Origin of the sequence: Sphaerotilus sp. (genome assembly GCF_034519685.1) — a bacterium.
Taxonomy (GTDB): Bacteria; Pseudomonadota; Gammaproteobacteria; order Burkholderiales; family Burkholderiaceae_C; genus Sphaerotilus.
This window is the reverse complement of the sequence record NZ_JAXHOF010000003.1, coordinates 221,183-237,147: the sequence shown is the minus strand read 5'-3', so window position 1 is coordinate 237,147 and position 15,965 is coordinate 221,183. Positions and strand designations below refer to the sequence as shown.

16 protein-coding genes and 5 pseudogenes are annotated in these 15,965 nt (G+C 65.8%); 8 read left to right on the top strand and 13 right to left on the bottom strand.

Going from position 1 to position 15,965, the window contains the following annotated elements; all coding sequences use genetic code 11:
• Positions 1-3: 3 nt before the first annotated feature.
• Genes U5O44_RS04665 through U5O44_RS04655 form a run of 3 tightly spaced genes read right to left on the bottom strand, consistent with a single transcriptional unit; the run spans position 4 to position 3,482 of the window.
• The gene (locus U5O44_RS04665) at positions 4-804 is read right to left on the bottom strand and encodes an enoyl-CoA hydratase (RefSeq protein ID WP_322587302.1); all 801 of its coding nucleotides are present in this window, start codon (positions 802-804) and stop codon (positions 4-6) included.
• The gene (locus tag U5O44_RS04660) at positions 801-1,961 is read right to left on the bottom strand and encodes an acyl-CoA dehydrogenase family protein (protein WP_322587301.1); all 1,161 of its coding nucleotides are present in this window, start codon (positions 1,959-1,961) and stop codon (positions 801-803) included. Before U5O44_RS04660 ends, U5O44_RS04665 begins: the two co-directional genes overlap by 4 nt.
• Before the next feature lie 15 nt (positions 1,962-1,976).
• A complete protein-coding gene (locus U5O44_RS04655) occupies positions 1,977-3,482 on the bottom strand; it encodes a CoA-acylating methylmalonate-semialdehyde dehydrogenase (RefSeq protein WP_322587300.1) in 1,506 nt (501 codons plus the stop codon).
• 189 nt (positions 3,483-3,671) lie between these two features.
• Here U5O44_RS04655 and U5O44_RS04650 point away from each other — a divergent pair, with 189 nt between their 5' ends.
• Entirely contained in the window at positions 3,672-5,096 is a 1,425-nt protein-coding gene (locus U5O44_RS04650) for a helix-turn-helix domain-containing protein (RefSeq protein WP_322587299.1), read from the top strand.
• Between the two features lie 44 nt (positions 5,097-5,140).
• On the opposite strand, the pseudogene U5O44_RS04645 reads toward U5O44_RS04650, so the two are convergent.
• From U5O44_RS04645 to U5O44_RS04605, 9 genes and pseudogenes are all read right to left on the bottom strand, one after another.
• Positions 5,141-6,043 (bottom strand): annotated as a pseudogene (locus tag U5O44_RS04645) (DUF3363 domain-containing protein); the annotation flags it as partial.
• A gap of 84 nt (positions 6,044-6,127) precedes the next feature.
• A pseudogene (locus U5O44_RS04640) lies at positions 6,128-7,171 on the bottom strand (IS110 family RNA-guided transposase); the annotation flags it as partial.
• A 31-nt stretch (positions 7,172-7,202) separates the two neighbouring features.
• Positions 7,203-8,750 (bottom strand): IS66 family transposase, encoded by a 1,548-nt coding sequence (tnpC, locus tag U5O44_RS04635; protein ID WP_416222154.1) that lies wholly within the window; start codon positions 8,748-8,750, stop codon positions 7,203-7,205.
• A gap of 205 nt (positions 8,751-8,955) precedes the next feature.
• The gene (gene tnpB / locus U5O44_RS04630; protein ID WP_322587297.1) at positions 8,956-9,294 is read right to left on the bottom strand and encodes an IS66 family insertion sequence element accessory protein TnpB; all 339 of its coding nucleotides are present in this window, start codon (positions 9,292-9,294) and stop codon (positions 8,956-8,958) included.
• Positions 9,291-9,536 carry a hypothetical protein gene (locus U5O44_RS04625; RefSeq protein ID WP_322587296.1) on the bottom strand — a complete coding sequence of 82 codons (246 nt, stop codon included), beginning with the start codon at positions 9,534-9,536 and terminating at the stop codon, positions 9,291-9,293. The genes tnpB (U5O44_RS04630) and U5O44_RS04625 overlap by 4 nt, the downstream gene beginning before the upstream one ends.
• 35 nt (positions 9,537-9,571) lie before the next feature.
• Positions 9,572-10,728 (bottom strand): IS3 family transposase gene (locus U5O44_RS04620; RefSeq protein ID WP_416222125.1). Its coding sequence is split into 2 segments (ribosomal slippage): positions 9,572-10,446 and positions 10,446-10,728, totalling 1,158 coding nucleotides; the frame shifts between segments, so codons are not numbered across the junction.
• Positions 10,729-10,770: 42 nt separating this feature from the next.
• The gene (locus U5O44_RS04615; RefSeq protein WP_322587294.1) at positions 10,771-10,971 is read right to left on the bottom strand and encodes a transposase; all 201 of its coding nucleotides are present in this window, start codon (positions 10,969-10,971) and stop codon (positions 10,771-10,773) included.
• 79 nt (positions 10,972-11,050) lie between these two features.
• Positions 11,051-11,248 (bottom strand): annotated as a pseudogene (locus tag U5O44_RS04610) (IS110 family transposase); the annotation flags it as partial.
• Between the two features lie 302 nt (positions 11,249-11,550).
• Positions 11,551-11,703, bottom strand: a pseudogene (locus tag U5O44_RS04605) (DUF3363 domain-containing protein); the annotation flags it as partial.
• Between the two features lie 82 nt (positions 11,704-11,785).
• Between U5O44_RS04605 and U5O44_RS04600 the strand changes: the two are divergent.
• The 4 genes from U5O44_RS04600 (at position 11,786) to U5O44_RS04585 (ending at position 14,444) form a co-directional block, all read left to right on the top strand.
• On the top strand, positions 11,786-12,184 hold the full coding sequence (locus U5O44_RS04600; RefSeq protein ID WP_322587293.1) for a transposase: 399 nt from the start codon (positions 11,786-11,788) through the stop codon (positions 12,182-12,184).
• Positions 12,181-12,516 carry an IS66 family insertion sequence element accessory protein TnpB gene (gene tnpB / locus U5O44_RS04595; RefSeq protein ID WP_322587292.1) on the top strand — a complete coding sequence of 112 codons (336 nt, stop codon included), beginning with the start codon at positions 12,181-12,183 and terminating at the stop codon, positions 12,514-12,516. Before U5O44_RS04600 ends, tnpB (U5O44_RS04595) begins: the two co-directional genes overlap by 4 nt.
• An 82-nt stretch (positions 12,517-12,598) precedes the next feature.
• Positions 12,599-14,161, top strand: coding sequence for an IS66 family transposase (tnpC, locus tag U5O44_RS04590; RefSeq protein WP_322587291.1), 1,563 nt, complete (start codon positions 12,599-12,601; stop codon positions 14,159-14,161).
• Between the two features lie 112 nt (positions 14,162-14,273).
• A complete protein-coding gene (locus U5O44_RS04585) occupies positions 14,274-14,444 on the top strand; it encodes a hypothetical protein (protein ID WP_322587290.1) in 171 nt (56 codons plus the stop codon).
• A 35-nt stretch (positions 14,445-14,479) separates the two neighbouring features.
• Here the strand turns inward: U5O44_RS04585 and U5O44_RS23010 are convergent.
• A pseudogene (locus tag U5O44_RS23010) lies at positions 14,480-14,668 on the bottom strand (group II intron maturase-specific domain-containing protein); the annotation flags it as partial.
• Positions 14,669-14,791: 123 nt separating this feature from the next.
• Between U5O44_RS23010 and U5O44_RS04580 the strand changes: the two are divergent.
• The 3 genes from U5O44_RS04580 (at position 14,792) to U5O44_RS04570 (ending at position 15,936) form a co-directional block, all read left to right on the top strand.
• Positions 14,792-15,034 carry a type II toxin-antitoxin system Phd/YefM family antitoxin gene (locus tag U5O44_RS04580; RefSeq protein WP_322587289.1) on the top strand — a complete coding sequence of 81 codons (243 nt, stop codon included), beginning with the start codon at positions 14,792-14,794 and terminating at the stop codon, positions 15,032-15,034.
• Complete coding sequence (locus U5O44_RS04575) at positions 15,031-15,294, top strand: Txe/YoeB family addiction module toxin (RefSeq protein WP_322587288.1); 264 nt, start codon at positions 15,031-15,033, stop codon at positions 15,292-15,294. The genes U5O44_RS04580 and U5O44_RS04575 overlap by 4 nt, the downstream gene beginning before the upstream one ends.
• Before the next feature lie 249 nt (positions 15,295-15,543).
• Positions 15,544-15,936 (top strand): VOC family protein, encoded by a 393-nt coding sequence (locus tag U5O44_RS04570; protein WP_322587287.1) that lies wholly within the window; start codon positions 15,544-15,546, stop codon positions 15,934-15,936.
• Positions 15,937-15,965 lie beyond the last annotated feature (29 nt).

Here is a 15,965-nt window from a genome sequence, read left to right as displayed (position 1 = left end):
GCATCACCCGTTCTTCCACTGCGGTGGCCGCTTTTCCAGGAAGGCCGACACACCTTCGCTGCGGTCTGCGGTGTCGAACAGGTCGATGAATGCCTCGCGCTCGGCCACCAGCGTCTGCTGTGGCGACCCGTGTCGCGCGCCCTGGATCAACCGCTTGCAGGCGCGCACGGCGCTGGGGCTTTGTTGGCCCACCTTCTCGGCCAGCGCCAGGGCGCGTTCCAGCGCCTGTCCCCTTGGCACCACCTCATCAACCAGGCCGATGCGCTGCGCGGTGGCGGCGTCGGCGCGCTCACCCAGTAGCACCATGCGCTTGGCCCAGGCCTCACCCACGTTCCAGGCCAGCCACTGCGTGCCGCCCGCGCAGGGCAGCAGGCCGACCGAGGCTTCGGGCAGCGCCATGACGGCGTGCTCTTCGGCCACGCGCAGGTCGCAGGCCAGTGCGCATTCAAGCCCGCCACCCATGGCGTATCCGTTGATGGCCGCGATGCTCACGCCGTGAAATGCGGCCAGTGTTTCAAACGCCTCGCCAAAGCGGCGCGCCATGGTGGCGGCCGTGGCCTTGTCGGTGCCGGTGGCGGTGGGGGCGAACAGTTTGAGGTCGGCGCCTGCACTGAAGAACTTCTCGCCAGCGCCGGTGATGACCAGTGCATAGACGTCGCGGTCGGTTTCCAGGTCTTGGACCAGCCGGGTCAGGGCGGACAGGCTGTGGTCCGTCCAAGTGTGGGCGGGCGGGTTGTTCAGGGTCACGATGGCGGTGTGGCCGCGCTTTTCAAGCAACAGCCCTGCATAGGTAGGTTCAGTCATCGAATGGTCTCCGTGGCGTGGTCTTGCAACATGCGGCGGGCGACGATCACCCGCATGATTTCGTTGGTGCCTTCAAGGATCTGGTGCACGCGCGAGTCGCGCAGCAGCCGCTCCAGCGGGTATTCGCGGATGTAGCCATAGCCGCCGTGGATCTGCAGCGCCTGGTTGCAGACCTCGAAGCCGATGTCGGTGGCCAGGCGCTTGGCCATGGCGCAGTAGGTGGTGGCGTCAGGGTGCCGGTGGTCCAGCCGGCTGGCGGCCAGGCGCACCATCTGGCGCGCGGCCACCAGTTCGGTGGCCATGTCGGCCAGCTTGAACTGCAGCGCCTGGAAGGCTGCCAGCGGTTTGCCGAATTGGCGCCGCTCGTGCATGTAGCGCTGTGCAGCGGTCAGCGCCCCTTGGGCTGCGCCGACCGAGCAGGTGGCGATGTTGATGCGCCCGCCGTCCAGGCCCTTCATGGCGATCTTGAAGCCTTCGCCTTCTTGACCCAGTAGGTGCGAAACGGGCACCCGCACCTGGTCGAAGCTGATGGTGCGCGTGGGCTGGCTGTTCCAGCCCATCTTCTCTTCCTTTTTTCCGTACTGGATGCCGGGGCTGTCGGCGCCCACCAGCAAGGCCGATATGCCGGCCGCGCCTGGGCCTCCGGTGCGGCACATCACCACCAGCGCGTCCGTGCTGCCGGCGCCGGAGATGAAGGCCTTGCTGCCGTTGAGCACATAGCTGTCACCGTCACGCCGGGCCGTGGTCTTGAGCGAGGCCGCGTCTGAGCCGGCGCCCGGCTCGGTCAGGCAGTAGGACGCGAGGCCCTGTCCACTGGCCAGCATCGGCCCCCAGCGGCTGGCCACGTCCTGGCGTGCAAAGGCCGTGACCATCCAGGTGGCCATGTTGTGGATGGTGATGAAGGCCGCCGTCGAAGGGCAGGCGGCGGCCAGTTCCTCGAACACCACGGTGGCGTCCAGGCGCGAGAGCCCGAGGCCCCCGTAGGCGCTGTCGGCGTACAGGCCGCAGAAGCCCAGTGCACCGGCCTGTGCGATCACGTCCTTCGGGAAATGTCCCCGTGCGTCCCATTCGGCCGCGCGCGGGGCCAGTTCGTTCGTGGCGAAGTCGCGCGCTGCCTGCTGGAACGCGGACTGTTCCTCGTTCAGCTCGAAGTTCATGGCAGACCCGGCTGGTCAGCGCAGGCTGATGGTGGTGTTAACACCGGTCGAGACGTCGTCCTCGAACCAGCGTGCGGTCACGGTCTTGGTCTGGGTGTAGAAGGTCACCACCTGCTTGCCGTAAGGGCCCAGGTCGCCGAGTTTGGACGCACGCGAGCCGGTGAACGAGAACATGGGCACGGGCACCGGGATGGGTACGTTCACGCCCACCTGGCCAACGTCGATCTCTTCCTCGAACTTGCGCGCGGCGGCGCCCGACTGCGTGAAGATGGCCGTGCCGTTGCCGTTGGGGTTGGCATTGATCAGGGCGATGGCCTCGTCCAGGGTGGCCGCAGCCACCAGGCAGAGCACCGGGCCGAAGATTTCCTGTTCGTAGACCGCCATGCCGGGCTTGACACCAGAGAAGATGGTGGGCGCCACGAAGTTGCCCTCGCGCAGGGCCCCGGGCAGTTCGGGCAGGCGGCCGTCGAGTTCCAGCGTGGCGCCTTCTTCCACCCCACGGGCGATCAGACCCTCGATGCGGTCCTTGGCCGTGCACGAAATCACCGGGCCCAAGTCGGGGTTGTCGCGGCCGTTTCCGATGCTCAGGCGTTTGGCTTTGGTCACCAAGTCGGCAGTCCACTGCTGGGCCTCACCCACCAGCACCACTACCGAAGTGGCCATGCAGCGTTGGCCGGCTGCGCCGAATGAGGCGCCGACCAGGGCGTTGAGGGTCTGCTCTTTGTGCGCGTCAGGCAGGACGATGGCGTGGTTCTTCGCGCCCATCATGCACTGCACGCGCTTGCCTGCCAGCGAGGAGCGGTTGTACACATGCGTGCCGACCTTGGTCGAGCCAACGAAGGAGACCGCTTTGATGTCCGGGTGGTCACAGATCGCATCCACCACCTCGGCCGCACCGTGCACGACGTTGAGCACGCCCTTGGGAAGGCCCGCGTCGTGTGCCAGCTTCACCAGTTCCATGGTGACCATGGGGTCCTGCTCAGAGGGCTTGAGCACGAAGGTGTTGCCGCAGGCGATGGCCATCGGGAACATCCACAGCGGGATCATGGCCGGGAAATTGAACGGCGTGATGCCAGCGCACACCCCCAGCGGCTGCAGCCGGGTGTAGGTATCGACACCGCCAGCCACGTTCATCGCCAGTTCGCCGAGTTGCAGGTTGCCAATGGCGGCGGCGTGCTCCACCACCTCCAGTCCGCGAAACACATCACCTTCGGCGTCGGCCAGGGTCTTGCCCTGTTCGGCCGTGAGGGTGGCGGCGAGCGACTTCATGTTCTCGCGGATCAGCTGCTGGTACTTCAGGAAGATGCGCGCGCGGGTGCCGATGGGCGTCTTGCGCCAGGTCTTGAACGCTTCGGTAGCGCAGGCCACGGCCGCGTTGACTTCGTCGGGCGTGGCCAGCGGCACGCGCGCCAGCACCTCCTGTGTGGCCGGATTGACCACGTCGCGCCACTGCGTCGTGCGGGACTGTACGAACTCGCCGTTGATGAACAGCGGCACCTGGGGAATGAGGGAATTGGACATTGTGTCTCCTGGAAAAAGAGCCGCTCGACGGCGAACGAAATTTCACAGAGAATCTATCCGCTAGTTTCACAATCAACAATAGGTTATTGATGTGAAAAGAAAAAGTTGCAAATTCGTTTGCATGTTTGAATTGAATTTTGTGAAGTTTGCAAAATGAGTGGAGCCCGGAAGCTCTTTGTGGGACCCCGCGTGCGCAAGCTGCGCGAGCAGAACGGCTGGAGCCAGGGGCACCTGGCACAGCGCCTGTCGCTGTCACTGAGCTACGTGAGCCAGATCGAGAACAATCAGCGGCCGGTGACCGCGTCGGTGCTGCTGAAGCTGGCCGAGGTCTTTGGCGGTGATGTGGGCCAGTTCTCCGAGGAGCAGGACCGGCGTCAACTGGCCGAGCTGGACTGCGCGCTACACGACCGTACTCTGCGTGCCGACCCTGTGCCGCCGGCTGCGCTGTCGCGATTGGTCGAGCAGGCTCCCGAACTGGTGGACGTCTTTCTGACCCTTTATCAGCGGCACGCCCGGCTGCAGGAGGAATACGCGCAGACCATCGACCGCTTTTACGGTGAGCAGGGCGGCGGCGTGCCGGGCGAGGGTCCGCGTCACGAAGCCGCTGTGCCCTTGCCGCACGAGGAGGTGCGCGACCATTTCAACCGTCGCAACAACTACCTGGACGCGCTGGACCGACTGGGGGAGTCGCTGGCCGCCGAGCTGACGCTGGAACCCGGCCAGCGAGCACCGGCGCTGCGCGAGCTGCTGCGCGATCGTTGCGGCCTGGATGTGGTAACCATGGGCGACGAACTGGCCAGTACTTGGCTGCGTCGCCTCGACGTCGCCGGACGCAGGCTGGCGTTGCCGGCGGGCCTGAGCGACGCCCAGCAGACCTTCCAGATGGCCACCCAGTTCGCCCTGCTGGCACATCGGCAGACCATCGACGACGAACTGCGCGAGGGTGGCTTCACCGACCCCGCCACCCAGGCGCTGGCGCGGCAGGGGTTCGCGCACTACTTTGCAGGTTCGGTACTGCTGCCCTATGGCGACTTTCTGAACGCTGCGAGACGGTTCCGCTACGACATCGAGCTGCTGCAGCAGCGCTTTCATGTGGGGTTCGAGACGGTGTGCCACCGGCTCTCAACCCTGCAGCGCGCTGGGGCCCGGGGCGTGCCGTTCTACTTCGTGCGGCTGGATCAGGCCGGCAATATTTCCAAACGTCAGAGTGCCGCCGCCTTCCACTTTGCGCGCCATGGCGGGGCATGCCCGCTGTGGCATGTGCACGAGGCCTTTGCACAACCCGAGCGCATCCTCACCCAGGTGCTGGAGATGCCGGACGGCATGCGCTTCTTCGGCATTGCTCGCACCACGGGACGGGGTGGTGGCGGTTTCCGGTCACGGCGCAAGCTATTCGCGATTGGCCTGGGTTGTGAGCTGTCACACGCCCGTGAGCTGGTTTACGCCGATGGCATCGACCCTCAGCAGCCGCGGGATGTGGTGCCCATCGGTCCGGGATGCCGTGTCTGTCCAAGGGCTGACTGCGTTCAGCGTGCCTTTCCGCCGGCGAGCAAAGTCCTGTTGGCAGACGACCTGGGCGAGTCGCTGGTTTCGTACCGTTTCGAGAACCGGTGACTAAGGTGCTCTTGTATTGAACAGCAACGAGTGTGCTACTTGCTTCATCTATTGAGCCCGCGTACTACCTCGAAGCTCACCGAGTTTCCCCTGCTTGTGACGACAAGGGGGTGGCCGAGATGCCGATCAAGTGAAGGCCTCCACGGCACCATGCTGAATCCAACACCGTCGTCAAGGACGGCATATCGTCCACTGAACAGCTGAACGCTGCGCCGATAGATACCCGAGACGCGTTGACCTTCCGTCGCTGGACGGTATGGGTGACCGGTAGCAGCTTCTATGTCCTGCGCAGCGTTTGCTAGCTCCTGCTCGCGAAGCGTAGTCAGCAGGTCGCGTGGCAGAACGGTGTGCGTACCCTTCTGGTGTGCGATCCCTTGCTTAATGAGAAAGGCGGCACGTTGTTGAAGGGCTGCCTTGGTTTCTGCACCGAAGCCCAGGTCGCCCAGTCCCTGGTCACCGCTGATCAACTGCTGATCCAGCCAGGTCGCGCCGATCACGCGGGTCTGCCGCTCGATGGGCAGGTGCGACTTCAGTACCACCGCCACGCCACCGCCCAGGCGCTGGACATCATATTGGCGGCCTTGTTCGGCCAGGTCACCGGGTATGCGCCAAACGCCTTCGGCCTCGCGCTCCACGATGCCGGCGCGGCGCAGGGCTTCGAGCCGGCGCACATGCGCGGCCACCACCTCGCGCGGGTCGCGATTGGGCGTGGCCTGACCTTGGGCGAGCGCTAGGTGATGGTCGGTGCGATAGATGCCGTTCTCCGACAGCGCGGCGATGTTCCGGTCTGCCGCGCGCACGTCGGGAGAACCTTTCACTTCCACCACTGCGCCTGTGGGGTATTGCTCAAGTTCCGACCTCGGTGGCAGAGCAACGTAGTGAGCCTTGCCGTCAGTCCCGTCGATGACCAGATAGCCCTTGTCGTACAGCTCGTCTGCCAGCCCTTTAATGTGGAAGACAACATCGAGCGAACGTACCGATCCCTGGCCTGAAGCTGGCCGGTACGCGTGCAGCGGCGACGGTTGGGTGAATCAGGCAGTCGCTGGCTCGGCGATGAAGCCGTGCTTGCGCAGCATCTTGATCCAGCGCGGGGCGTTTTTGGCCACGCTCAGCGCTTCGTAGTCAATCGTCCTGTCTTGGTAGTGGGTACCACTGGCCAGCATGGCGTACAGCGTTCGCAGCATCTTGTGCGCCAGCGCAACGATGGACTTCTTGTGGCCTTTGCGGATGTTCAAGGCGTCGAACTTGGCCTTCAGCGCGCAGCGCGTTCGGGCCGCTGCCTGAGCGAATTCGCACAGCAGCCGGCGCACCCAGGCGTTGCCCTTGCGGATGCGCCCGGTCTTGCGTTTGCCCGCGCTCTCGTTGTTGCCCGGGCAGATGCCCACCCACGAGGCCAGCCGCTCGGCGCTGCCGAAGACGCTCATGTCGGCCCCGATCTCCACCAGCAGCATGGCCGCGCCCTGGATGTCGATGCCGGGGATGGTCTGCAGCAGGTTGAGCTGCGGCTGCCACGCTTTCAGGCCGTCCAGCAGGTACTGGTCCATGCGATTGATGCGCTGCTCGATCTGCTCGATGTGCTGCATGATCTCATCGGCCACAAAGCGATGAACGGCGCTGAACTGCTCGGTGCTCAGCGCCTCGAACAACGCCTCGCGGCTGGCGCGCAGCCGGCCCTTCTTGTCCAGCACCTCTTGCATGGGTTGACCCGCAATCAACGCCTTGACCATCGCCCGGGCGCTGGCGCCATGCACGTCGGCCACCACCACGTTGATGCGGATGCCCGCATCCACCAGCACCTTGTGCAGCCGGTTCTTCTCGGCGCTGCACATGCCCACCAGCTTCTGGCGCTGACGCGCCACCAGACGCAACTCGCGGAAATCCTTGGGCGGGATGAACGACGCGCGCAACAACCCCGCACGCGCCAGCGTGGCCAGCCACTGCGCATCGGCCATGTCGGTCTTGCGACCGGGCACGGCCTTGACATGCCGTGCGTTGACCACCCACGCGATGATCCCCACCGCCTCCAGCGCCGCGAACGGGCTCTTCCAGTACACCCCCGTGCTCTCCATCGTGAGCGGCCAGCGATCCCCCGTCAGGCGCCCCTGATCAGTCCGTGGTTTGCAGAGGCTGCCAGCGATGGGGCAGCAAGTCGTCGATGCGGCTGTTGAGGTGGGTGGGCAGTCGATCGAGCACGTCGCGCAGATAGGCCCAGGGTTCGAGCCCATTGAGCTTGGCCGACTGCACCAGGCTCATGACCACGGCCGCGCGCTGGCCGGCGAGTTCGCTGCCACAGAACAACCAGGCCTTGCGGCCCATGGCCCAGGGCTTGATCTGGCGTTCGAGGTAGTTATTGTCGATGGGTAACGCCCCGTCGAGCAGGTGGCGCGTCAGCGCTGGCCAGTGGTTGAGGCTGTAGTCGATGGCGTTGGCGGTGGCGCCGCCATCGACGACACGACCGCGTTCGAGCTTGAGCCAGGTGTGCAGCTCCTGCCACAGCGGCGCGGTGATGCTTTTGCGGGCCGTCGTGCGGGTCGGGCCGTCCATGCCGGCGAACGACTTCTCGGCATGGTAGATCGCCGCGAAGCGCACGATCGCCTGGGTGGCCAGGGTGCTCTTGCCGGACTTGGCGAGTTCGTCGAACTTGCGCCGGGCATGCGCGGCGCAGGCCGCCGAGACGCGCTGCGGGAAGACCTTGGGGTCGAGCACCGCGTCATAGCCGCCATAGCGGTCGCACACGAGCGTGCCGCTCCAGGGTGGCTTGCGGTTCTCGGCGGGCGGGTCGGTCTGGCTGCCGGGCGGACTGGGCAGCCCGCCCAGGAAGGCCAGCGGGTACTTGCCGCCCCGGCCCAGGCAGAACTCGTAGACCACGCCGGGCTGGGGGTCGAACTCCCCGCGTGCATAGGCCCAGACGTAGGCCTTTCTGGTCTTGCCCGCCCCCGGGTCCAGCATGGCCACCGTCGTCTCGTCGGCCTGCACGACCGCGCTGCCCAGCACGAAGCGCTTGAGCGCCTCGTACAGCGGGTGCAGCGCCGCGCCGGCCTGACCGGCCCACGAGGCCAGCGTCGAGCGCGGGGTGTGCACGCCCGAGCGCGCATTGATCGCCTCCTGCCGGTAGTACGGCACGTGGTCGGCGAACCGGCTGATGAGCGTGTAGGCCACCAGCCCGCTGGCCGGGATGCCCCGTTCGATGAGCTGCACCTCGGCGGGCTCCTGCACCAGGCGCTCCTCGCCCTGGCGCTGACAGCACCGGCACACCCACTTGCCCCGGATGTGCCGGTGCACGAAGAACTCCGCCGGCACGATGTCCAGCCGCTCGCTCACGTCCTCGCCCACCCGGGTCATCGGCTCGCCGCAGCCCGGGGCCGGACAGTGGGTGTCGGCCGGCTCGTGGCGATGCTCCACGCGGCGCAGGTGCTCGGGCAGCGCCTGGCGGCGCGGCGGCTTGGGCGCCTTCTCGACCGCTGCCGCCGGCACAGGCAGTCGAGCCTGCAACTCGGCGAGCTGCGCCTGCAGTTCCGCCTCGTCCTCCACGAGCGTGTCCAGGAAGAGCTGTCGCTGCTGCGCATCCATCGCCTCGGTGCACGCGCCGAACTTCCAGCGCTTGAGCCGCGCCAGCTCGAACGTGATCTTCTCGATCTTCGCGTCCCGCCACACGATCTCGCCATCGCGCCGGGCGATCTCGCGTGCCTGCTGCTGCACACGCACCAGCAGTTGCTGCGCCAGCGCCTGAAGGGCCTGTGGCGTCAGGTCCTTCAGATCTCGGCTCTGCAGTGTGTCCATGTCATGCATGCGCCCATGCTGCCCGCACGAGGCCAGCCCCGCCATCGGCAACTTCAGCAATTGCGCACCCGCCATCCGCTCACACCCGCGTGATCACCCGCTGCTCGTGCAGCCGCTGCCACGGCAGCCCCACGATCAGCGCATCGAACTGCTCCTGCGTCAGGGCCAGCGGGGTGCTCGACTCCAGCCCCCGCGGCCACACGAAGTGCCCCGCGTTGAGCCGCCGTGCCGCACACCACACCCCCCAGCCGTCATGGACGAGCAGCTTGATGCGCGTGCCCCTCGCGTTGGCGAACAGGTAGCCGTGGTGGGCCTGCGCCGCCCCCAGCGTCTGCACCACACACGCCAGCAGCCGGTCCGCACCCGAGCGCATGTCCACCGGCGCCGTGCACGCCCACAGCGCGTCGATCCGGATCACTTCGTCACCCCGGCCGCCAGCTCGCGCAGCCACGCCGCACACGCCTGGGCCTGCGCTTGCGGCCAGCTCACCGTCAGCCGCCGCTCGCCGCTGCTCAGCTCGATCTGGATCGCCTGCGCGCCGGCATCGGGCATCTGCAGCGCCACGAACGACCCCTGCGGCGCCCGGCCAGCCCCCGGCGCACCGTTCACCGCCGCCCTCATGGCCAACGACGGCGGCTCCAGCTCGGCTGTCGTGGTCAAGTTTTTTCGGACAGTCCGATAGGTAAAAAGCGGGTTCAGGCGGACAGGCGCTCGAAGTCAGCCGGGGAGAGATAGCCCAGGGTGGAGTGCAGGCGCACAGGGTTGTAGAAGCGCACGATGTAGTCGGCGATGTCGGAGGCCGCCTCGGCGTGGTTGGCATAGTCACGCTGCCAGACACGTTCGGTCTTGAGGCTGAGGAAGAAGCGCTCCATGACGGCGTTGTCCCAGCAGTTTGCCCGGCGACTCATGCTGCAAACGATGCCGTGTTGCTGGAGCATGGCTCGGTGGACGAGGCTGGCGTACTGGCTGCCGCGGTCAGAGTGGACGATGAGCCCGGGCGCAGGCCGGCGCACGCTCAGGGCCATGTGCAGGGCCGAGCAGACCAACTCGGCAGGCATGCTCGGCGCGCAGGCCCAGCCGACGATCTTGCGCGAGTACAGGTCGAGCACGGCGGCCAGGTAAAGCCAGCCGCTGCGGGTGCGGATGTAGGTGATGTCGCACACCCAGGCCCGGTCGGGGGCGGTGGGCTGGAACTGCCGGTCGAGCACGTTGTCGGCCACGGCCAGATCGTGCCGACTGTCAGTGGTGTGGACGAACTTGCGCCGCCAGCGGGCCTGCAGGGCGTGGCGCCTCATGAGCGTGCGCACCCGGTGGCGGCCGACCTCGACACCCTGCGAACGCAGCGCGGCCGTGAGCCGGCGGCTGCCATAGCAGCGCCCGCTGGCCTCGAACGCCGCCTTCAGCCGCACACCGGTGGCGCACACGGCCTCGGGTCGACCGGTACGCACCCGCCAGGCGTAGAACCCCGAGCGGCTGACCTCCAGCAGTGCGCACAGCCTGCTCACCTCGGCCTTCTTCGCCGCCTGCTTGATCACCTCGTAGGTCACCGCAGTTCCCGGGCAAAGAAGGCAGACGCTTTTTTTAACAGCGTGACGTCCTCCTTGAGGCGACGGTTCTCGGCCTCCAACTCGCGTATGCGCTGCTGGTCGCCCGTCAACGGCTTGCCCTGCCCGGGCCCACCCGCCTGCTCCGCGTCGTACTGTTCTACCCAGCGTCGCACCGCGCTGTCCACCAGGTCCATGTCCCGGCACACCTGGCTCAGGCTCACGTTCTGTTCTCGAATCATCCGCACCACCTGCAGCTTGAAGGCCGGGTCGAACTTTCTTCGCGGTTGTTTGCTCATGTCTGTCATGTTTTCCTCTTCGGGTCAAAAATCCCCTATCGAGGTGTCCGTTTAAATTGGACCACGACAGGCCGACTCCAGGTTCGGGCGGCCCAGCCCTCGTCCCGCCAGCCACTTGCGCACCAGATTGGCGTTCAGGCCGTGGGCCAACGCCACCGCCGCGATCGACGCCCCGGGTTCCCGGCACTCGCCGAGTACCCGAGCCTTCAACTCGGCGCTGTGCTTTCTTCGGATCGGGCTTTGCTCGTTCATGTCGTCCACCAGTCAGTTCAGGTGGACACCATCGTCTCTGTCCGAACAGGCTCATTCAAGGGGGATTGGCTGGCCGCTCACTCTCCATCACCACCACCTCGGGCCTGATCTGCAGCGCCCACTGGGCCAAGGCCCGGCGATCGCGTTTGAAGGCACCAAAGTCCAGCTTGGTCACCTCCACACGGCCGTCGTCGTGTTCGACAACGGCGCACGCCGTGATCTTGGCCTGGTGAACGTCCAGCGCCATCACGCGCTTGTGCATCGGGGTCAAATCCATCGTCGGCTCTCCTGCAGCTTGATTAACAATCACAAGCGTGCGGGGCGACGCAGGTGCCGCCGACCAACGGCCTGCCGGGCAAGCCCGGCGGCTCTCTTTAATGTGGGCTGTCAGGCGTACTTGACCCCAACGGGAACAAGCAACGCTCGCAGGCAATCCTGGGTACGAGTGGTCGGCAGCGGGTCAAGTTAGCGATCGCGGTCGAAGTGCCATCAAAGAATTGACCGACCTCTACCCACGCCGCCCCGCACACCCCAAGTCTCTTCCATCATCCAGAGTGAACCGCACGGTTCATGACAGTTAGCGGCGACGCGGCCTACGATGGTGTGGCCATCCGCGCCAGGCTGGAACACGGCCAACTCACGCTGCTGGCCGCTCATGGCGCGCTGCATGGTGCGGATGATGTCGCCGCGTTCCCCCATGGCCCGTAGTGTCGGATCGGCCTCTGGATGAATGACCGTAAGCGTTCCGCAAAGTCATCTGGCGCAGCAACAGCACAGCGATGACGATGGTGTCCATCAAAATGGAGATGGACACATGGACACATCACAAATCAATTTGCCATCACCCGGACGGCGGCGAGGCCGCTACAGCGAAGCGTTCAAGGCGCAGATCGTGGCGGCATGCGAAGAGCCGGGCGTCTCCACCGCTGCGGTGGCGCTGGCCAACGGGCTGAACGCCAATCTGGTGCGTCGCTGGGTGGCGCTGTCGAGAGGCGAAGAGGTGGCAGGCCCGGATCTGGTCGCGCCTGCCGAGGAAGCTGGCGCAGCGAGTGCGGTACCGGCATTCGTGTCACTGCCGGTGGTGCAGTCGGCCGCGCCTGCGGCTGCAGAGATTCGGCTGGAGCTGCGCAGCGGTGCGCAGGTGCTCACGCTGTACTGGCCGCTGTCGGCGGCCGGGCAGTGCCTGCAGGCGCTGAAGGACTGGGGCCGATGATCCGCATCGACGCGGTGTGGCTGGCCACGGCGCCGCTGGACATGAGAGCGGGGTTCGACACGACGCTGGCGCGGGTGGTGGGGGTGTTCGGGGAGGCGCGCCCGCACCACGCCTACGTGTTTGCCAACGCACGGGCCACGCGGATGAAGGTGCTGGTGCATGACGGGGTGGGCCTGTGGCTGGCCGCACGGCGGCTGCACCGGGGCAAGTTCGTCTGGCCGCACGGGCATGCGCAGGTGGGTCAGCCACTGAGCACCAGCCAGTTGAGTGCGCTGATCCTGGGCGTGGCCTGGCAGCGCGTGGGCGATACCGGAGTGATCACGGTGGTGTGAAGGCTTGCGGGCCTTGGGGTGCAAAGGCAATGCGCAGATGCCCGACTGGATCGATGGCGTGGGTCGCGGCAGACTGGCGGCCATGCATGCAGCCCTGCCACACCTGAACGCCGAGACCCTGGAGGGGATGTCGGCGCAGGCGTTGCGCGAGCTGACCACGCAGCTTCTGGTGCGCATCGAGTCCGACGCCCAGACCCTGGTGTTCAAGGACGCCAGGATCGACATGCTCAGCGCCGAGATCGCGCAGCTACGCCGACTGAAGTTCGGCGTCAAGAGCGAGAAGCTGGGTGACGAGCAGCGACACCTGTTCGAGGAATCGGTGGCGGCCGACATCGCCGCGCTGGAGCAGGAGCTGGTGGAGCTGTGCGAGTCATCCAGCAGGCCCGTGCCAGAGGTGCTGCGCCCGAAGCGTGCGCCGCTGCCGGCGCACCTGCCGCGCCGCGAGATCCGCCACGAACCGGACACCACCGTGTGCACCACACCGGGCTGCGGCTGCGAACTCAAGCGCATCGGCGAGGACGTGAGCGAGAAGCTCGACTACACGCCCGGCGTGTTCACGGTGGAGCGCCACCTCCGGGGCAAGTGGGCCTGTGCACACTGCCAGCGCCTGGTGCAGGCGCCGATCCCGGCGGCGGTCATTGACAAGGGCATCCCCACGCCGGGCCTGCTGGCGCACGTGCTGGTGGCCAAGTATGCCGACCACCTGCCGCTGTACCGACAGGAGACCATCTTCGAGCGGGCGGGGCTGGGCATTGCCCGCTCGACGCTGGCTTCCTGGGTGGGCGTGTGCGGCGTGCGGCTGCAGCCACTGGTGGACGCGCTCAAGCATGAAGTGCTGCAGGGCGCTGTGGTGCATGCCGACGAGACGCCGGTGGCCATGCTGGCCCCTGGCACGGGCAAGACGCAGCGGGCGTACCTGTGGGCCTATGCGGCCGGGGAGCTGGGCGAGCTGAAGGCGGTGGTCTACGACTTCGCGGACTCCCGCTCGGGCCAGCACGCCCGCGACTTCCTGGGCGACTGGCAGGGGGCGCTGGTGTGCGATGACTTCAGCGGCTACAAGGCGCTGTTCGCCAAGGGCGTGCTGGAGGTGGGCTGCATGGCGCACGCGCGGCGCAAGTTCGTGGAGTTGCACCAGGCCAACAAGAGCGAGCTGGCGGCCACCGCCCTGCAGTACATCGGGCAGCTCTACGGCATCGAGCGCGAGGTCAGGGAGCTGACAGCCGGGCAGCGGCTTGCACGGCGACAGAGCCAGGCCGTGCCGATCGCCCGGCAGTGGCACGAATGGCTGCAGGCGCAGCGGCTGCGCGTGACCGATGGCGGGGCCACGGCCAAGGCCATCGACTACAGCCTCAGACGCTGGGCGGCGCTGACGCGCTATCTGGACGATGGCGCCCTGCCGATCGACAACAACTTTGACGAGCGGCAGATCCGGCCCTGGGCCACTGGCAGGAAGAACTGGCTGTTCGCCGGCACGCTGCTGGCTGGCCAGCGCGCGGCCGCGGTGATGAGTCTGATCCAGAGCGCCAAGCTCAACGGACTCGATCCCTATCGCTACCTCCAGGACGTGCTCACACGCCTGCCCACGCACAAGGCATCACGGGTGGCGGAGCTGCTCCCCCATCGCTGGCAGCCTCAGACCTGCTGACGACTGAACGGCTGACGGCTGACGGCTGAATTCGTCGTCCCAGGAATTCAACCCGACTCAATCAATTCAAATTGCGCAGTGCATACGTGTCCACTTGAAATGGCGTGGACTCGTGTGCGCTTACGCCATCCCGGCCTTCTCCACAAGACGACTTCGCGGAACGCTTACGCTCAACCTGATCAAGAAGGAGAAATCGACCAAGGCCAGCGTCAAGCTCAAGCACAAGCGGGCCTCCTGGAGCCCTGACTACCTGGAGATGCTCTTTGGCCTGACGTCCGCGTGACCGTGAGTGCCTGAATCAGCCAGCGAATGGGCTTGTTACTGATAGACACGATGATGCAATTGCCCTGGGCTGCTGACGCCATGCTGGATGGCGGCCTTGAGCGCCACACCCAGATTTACCATGTGGCGAATCTTGGTGCGCGCCCAGCGCCACTGTTTCCAGTAGCACATCCGCACGCGCCGCCGAATCCACTCGTCCAGCTCAGGGATCGGCCGGTAATACGGTGCAGTTCGGTGTCGAACGCATCGGCCTTTTCATAAGCGCACATAGCCGACTCAGCGGGCCAAAAGCTCTGGGATTGACATTGCGTACCAATTGACGTACGCTTTGCAACTTAGGAGTTCCTCATGCAAACACTCTCCGCTAGCGAAGCACGCGCCAACCTCTACCGCTTGATGGATCAGGCAGCAGAGTCGCATCAGCCAATCACCATTGCAGGCAAGCGCCACGACGCTGTGCTTTTGGCGGCTGAGGACTGGCAAGCAATTCAGGAAACGCTTTATCTGCTTTCTGTTCCTGGTATGCGCGAGTCCATCAAAGAAGGAATGGCCGAACCGATCGATGCCTGCTCGAAGGAGCTTGACTGGTGAGTTGGGAAGTCGTTTACACCAAGCATGCCCAAAAGGACGCGCAGAAAATCGCTGCAAGTGGACTGAAGGCCAAAGCCCAAGAACTCTTGGCCATCATCAAGGAAAACCCATTTCAAAACCCGCCACCATACGAGAAGCTGGTCGGCGATCTATCCGGTGCCTATTCACGGCGAATCAACATTCAGCATCGTCTCGTTTATGAAGTGCTGCAAGAACAGCGAATCGTCAAGGTTCTACGCATGTGGTCGCACTATGAATGAGTTGTGCCTTGGTCTGCGCATCTGGCATCAGGACATAACTGGCGGTTCAACGCAGAAAAAATGCTCCGCATTTTTCCCGGTTAACCTGGGCGTTAGCCATCGTCAGCCATCAGATGAGGTATTCATGAGTCCGTCAGGCGATCTTGGCGACTGGTTCGACGGGCACGAGCGCCATGCCGAGTTGCTGGGCGCGTCTGGTGAGGTTGCGCAGCACGCGCAATCGACTGTCTCGCACGGAGTTGACCCCCCATGAAACTCGGCTACACCATCGTCTACGTCCCCGACGTCGCCCAATCCCTGTCCTTTTTCGAGCGCGCATTCGGCCTGTCCCGCCGTTTCCTGCACGAAGCCGGCGACTACGGCGAACTCGACACCGGGGACACCACGCTCGCGTTTGCCTCGCTGGCACTAGCGCAGATGAACTTCCCGGCCGGGTTCGTGGCGGCCAGTGCATCGGCCCGGCCGCTGGGTTTCGAGCTGGCCCTGGTGACGCCCCACGTCGCCGAGGCCCACGCGAAGGCGCTGGCCGCCGGCGCCACCGAACTCAACCCGCCCGAGGCCAAGCCCTGGGGCCAGACGGTGTCGCATGTCCGCTGTCCGGATGGCACGCTGGTGGAACTCTGCTCGCCCATCGGCGGCTGATCCCCGCGCACGACCACCAGCCCGCCCGC

What these genes read in the sequence shown, in the direction of transcription:
- U5O44_RS04655 (WP_322587300.1), bottom strand. Translation starts at nt 3,482, where the DNA reads ATGTCCAATTCCCTCATTCCCCAGGTGCCGCTGTTCATCAACGGCGAG.
- tnpB (WP_322587292.1), top strand. Translation starts at nt 12,181, where the DNA reads ATGATCCGCATCGACGCGGTGTGGCTGGCCACGGCGCCGCTGGACATG.
- U5O44_RS04600 (WP_322587293.1), top strand. Translation starts at nt 11,786, where the DNA reads ATGGACACATCACAAATCAATTTGCCATCACCCGGACGGCGGCGAGGC.
- U5O44_RS04660 (WP_322587301.1), bottom strand. Translation starts at nt 1,961, where the DNA reads ATGAACTTCGAGCTGAACGAGGAACAGTCCGCGTTCCAGCAGGCAGCG.
- U5O44_RS04615 (WP_322587294.1), bottom strand. Translation starts at nt 10,971, where the DNA reads ATGAACGAGCAAAGCCCGATCCGAAGAAAGCACAGCGCCGAGTTGAAG.
- U5O44_RS04580 (WP_322587289.1), top strand. Translation starts at nt 14,792, where the DNA reads ATGCAAACACTCTCCGCTAGCGAAGCACGCGCCAACCTCTACCGCTTG.
- U5O44_RS04570 (WP_322587287.1), top strand. Translation starts at nt 15,544, where the DNA reads ATGAAACTCGGCTACACCATCGTCTACGTCCCCGACGTCGCCCAATCC.
- tnpC (WP_322587291.1), top strand. Translation starts at nt 12,599, where the DNA reads ATGCATGCAGCCCTGCCACACCTGAACGCCGAGACCCTGGAGGGGATG.
- U5O44_RS04665 (WP_322587302.1), bottom strand. Translation starts at nt 804, where the DNA reads ATGACTGAACCTACCTATGCAGGGCTGTTGCTTGAAAAGCGCGGCCAC.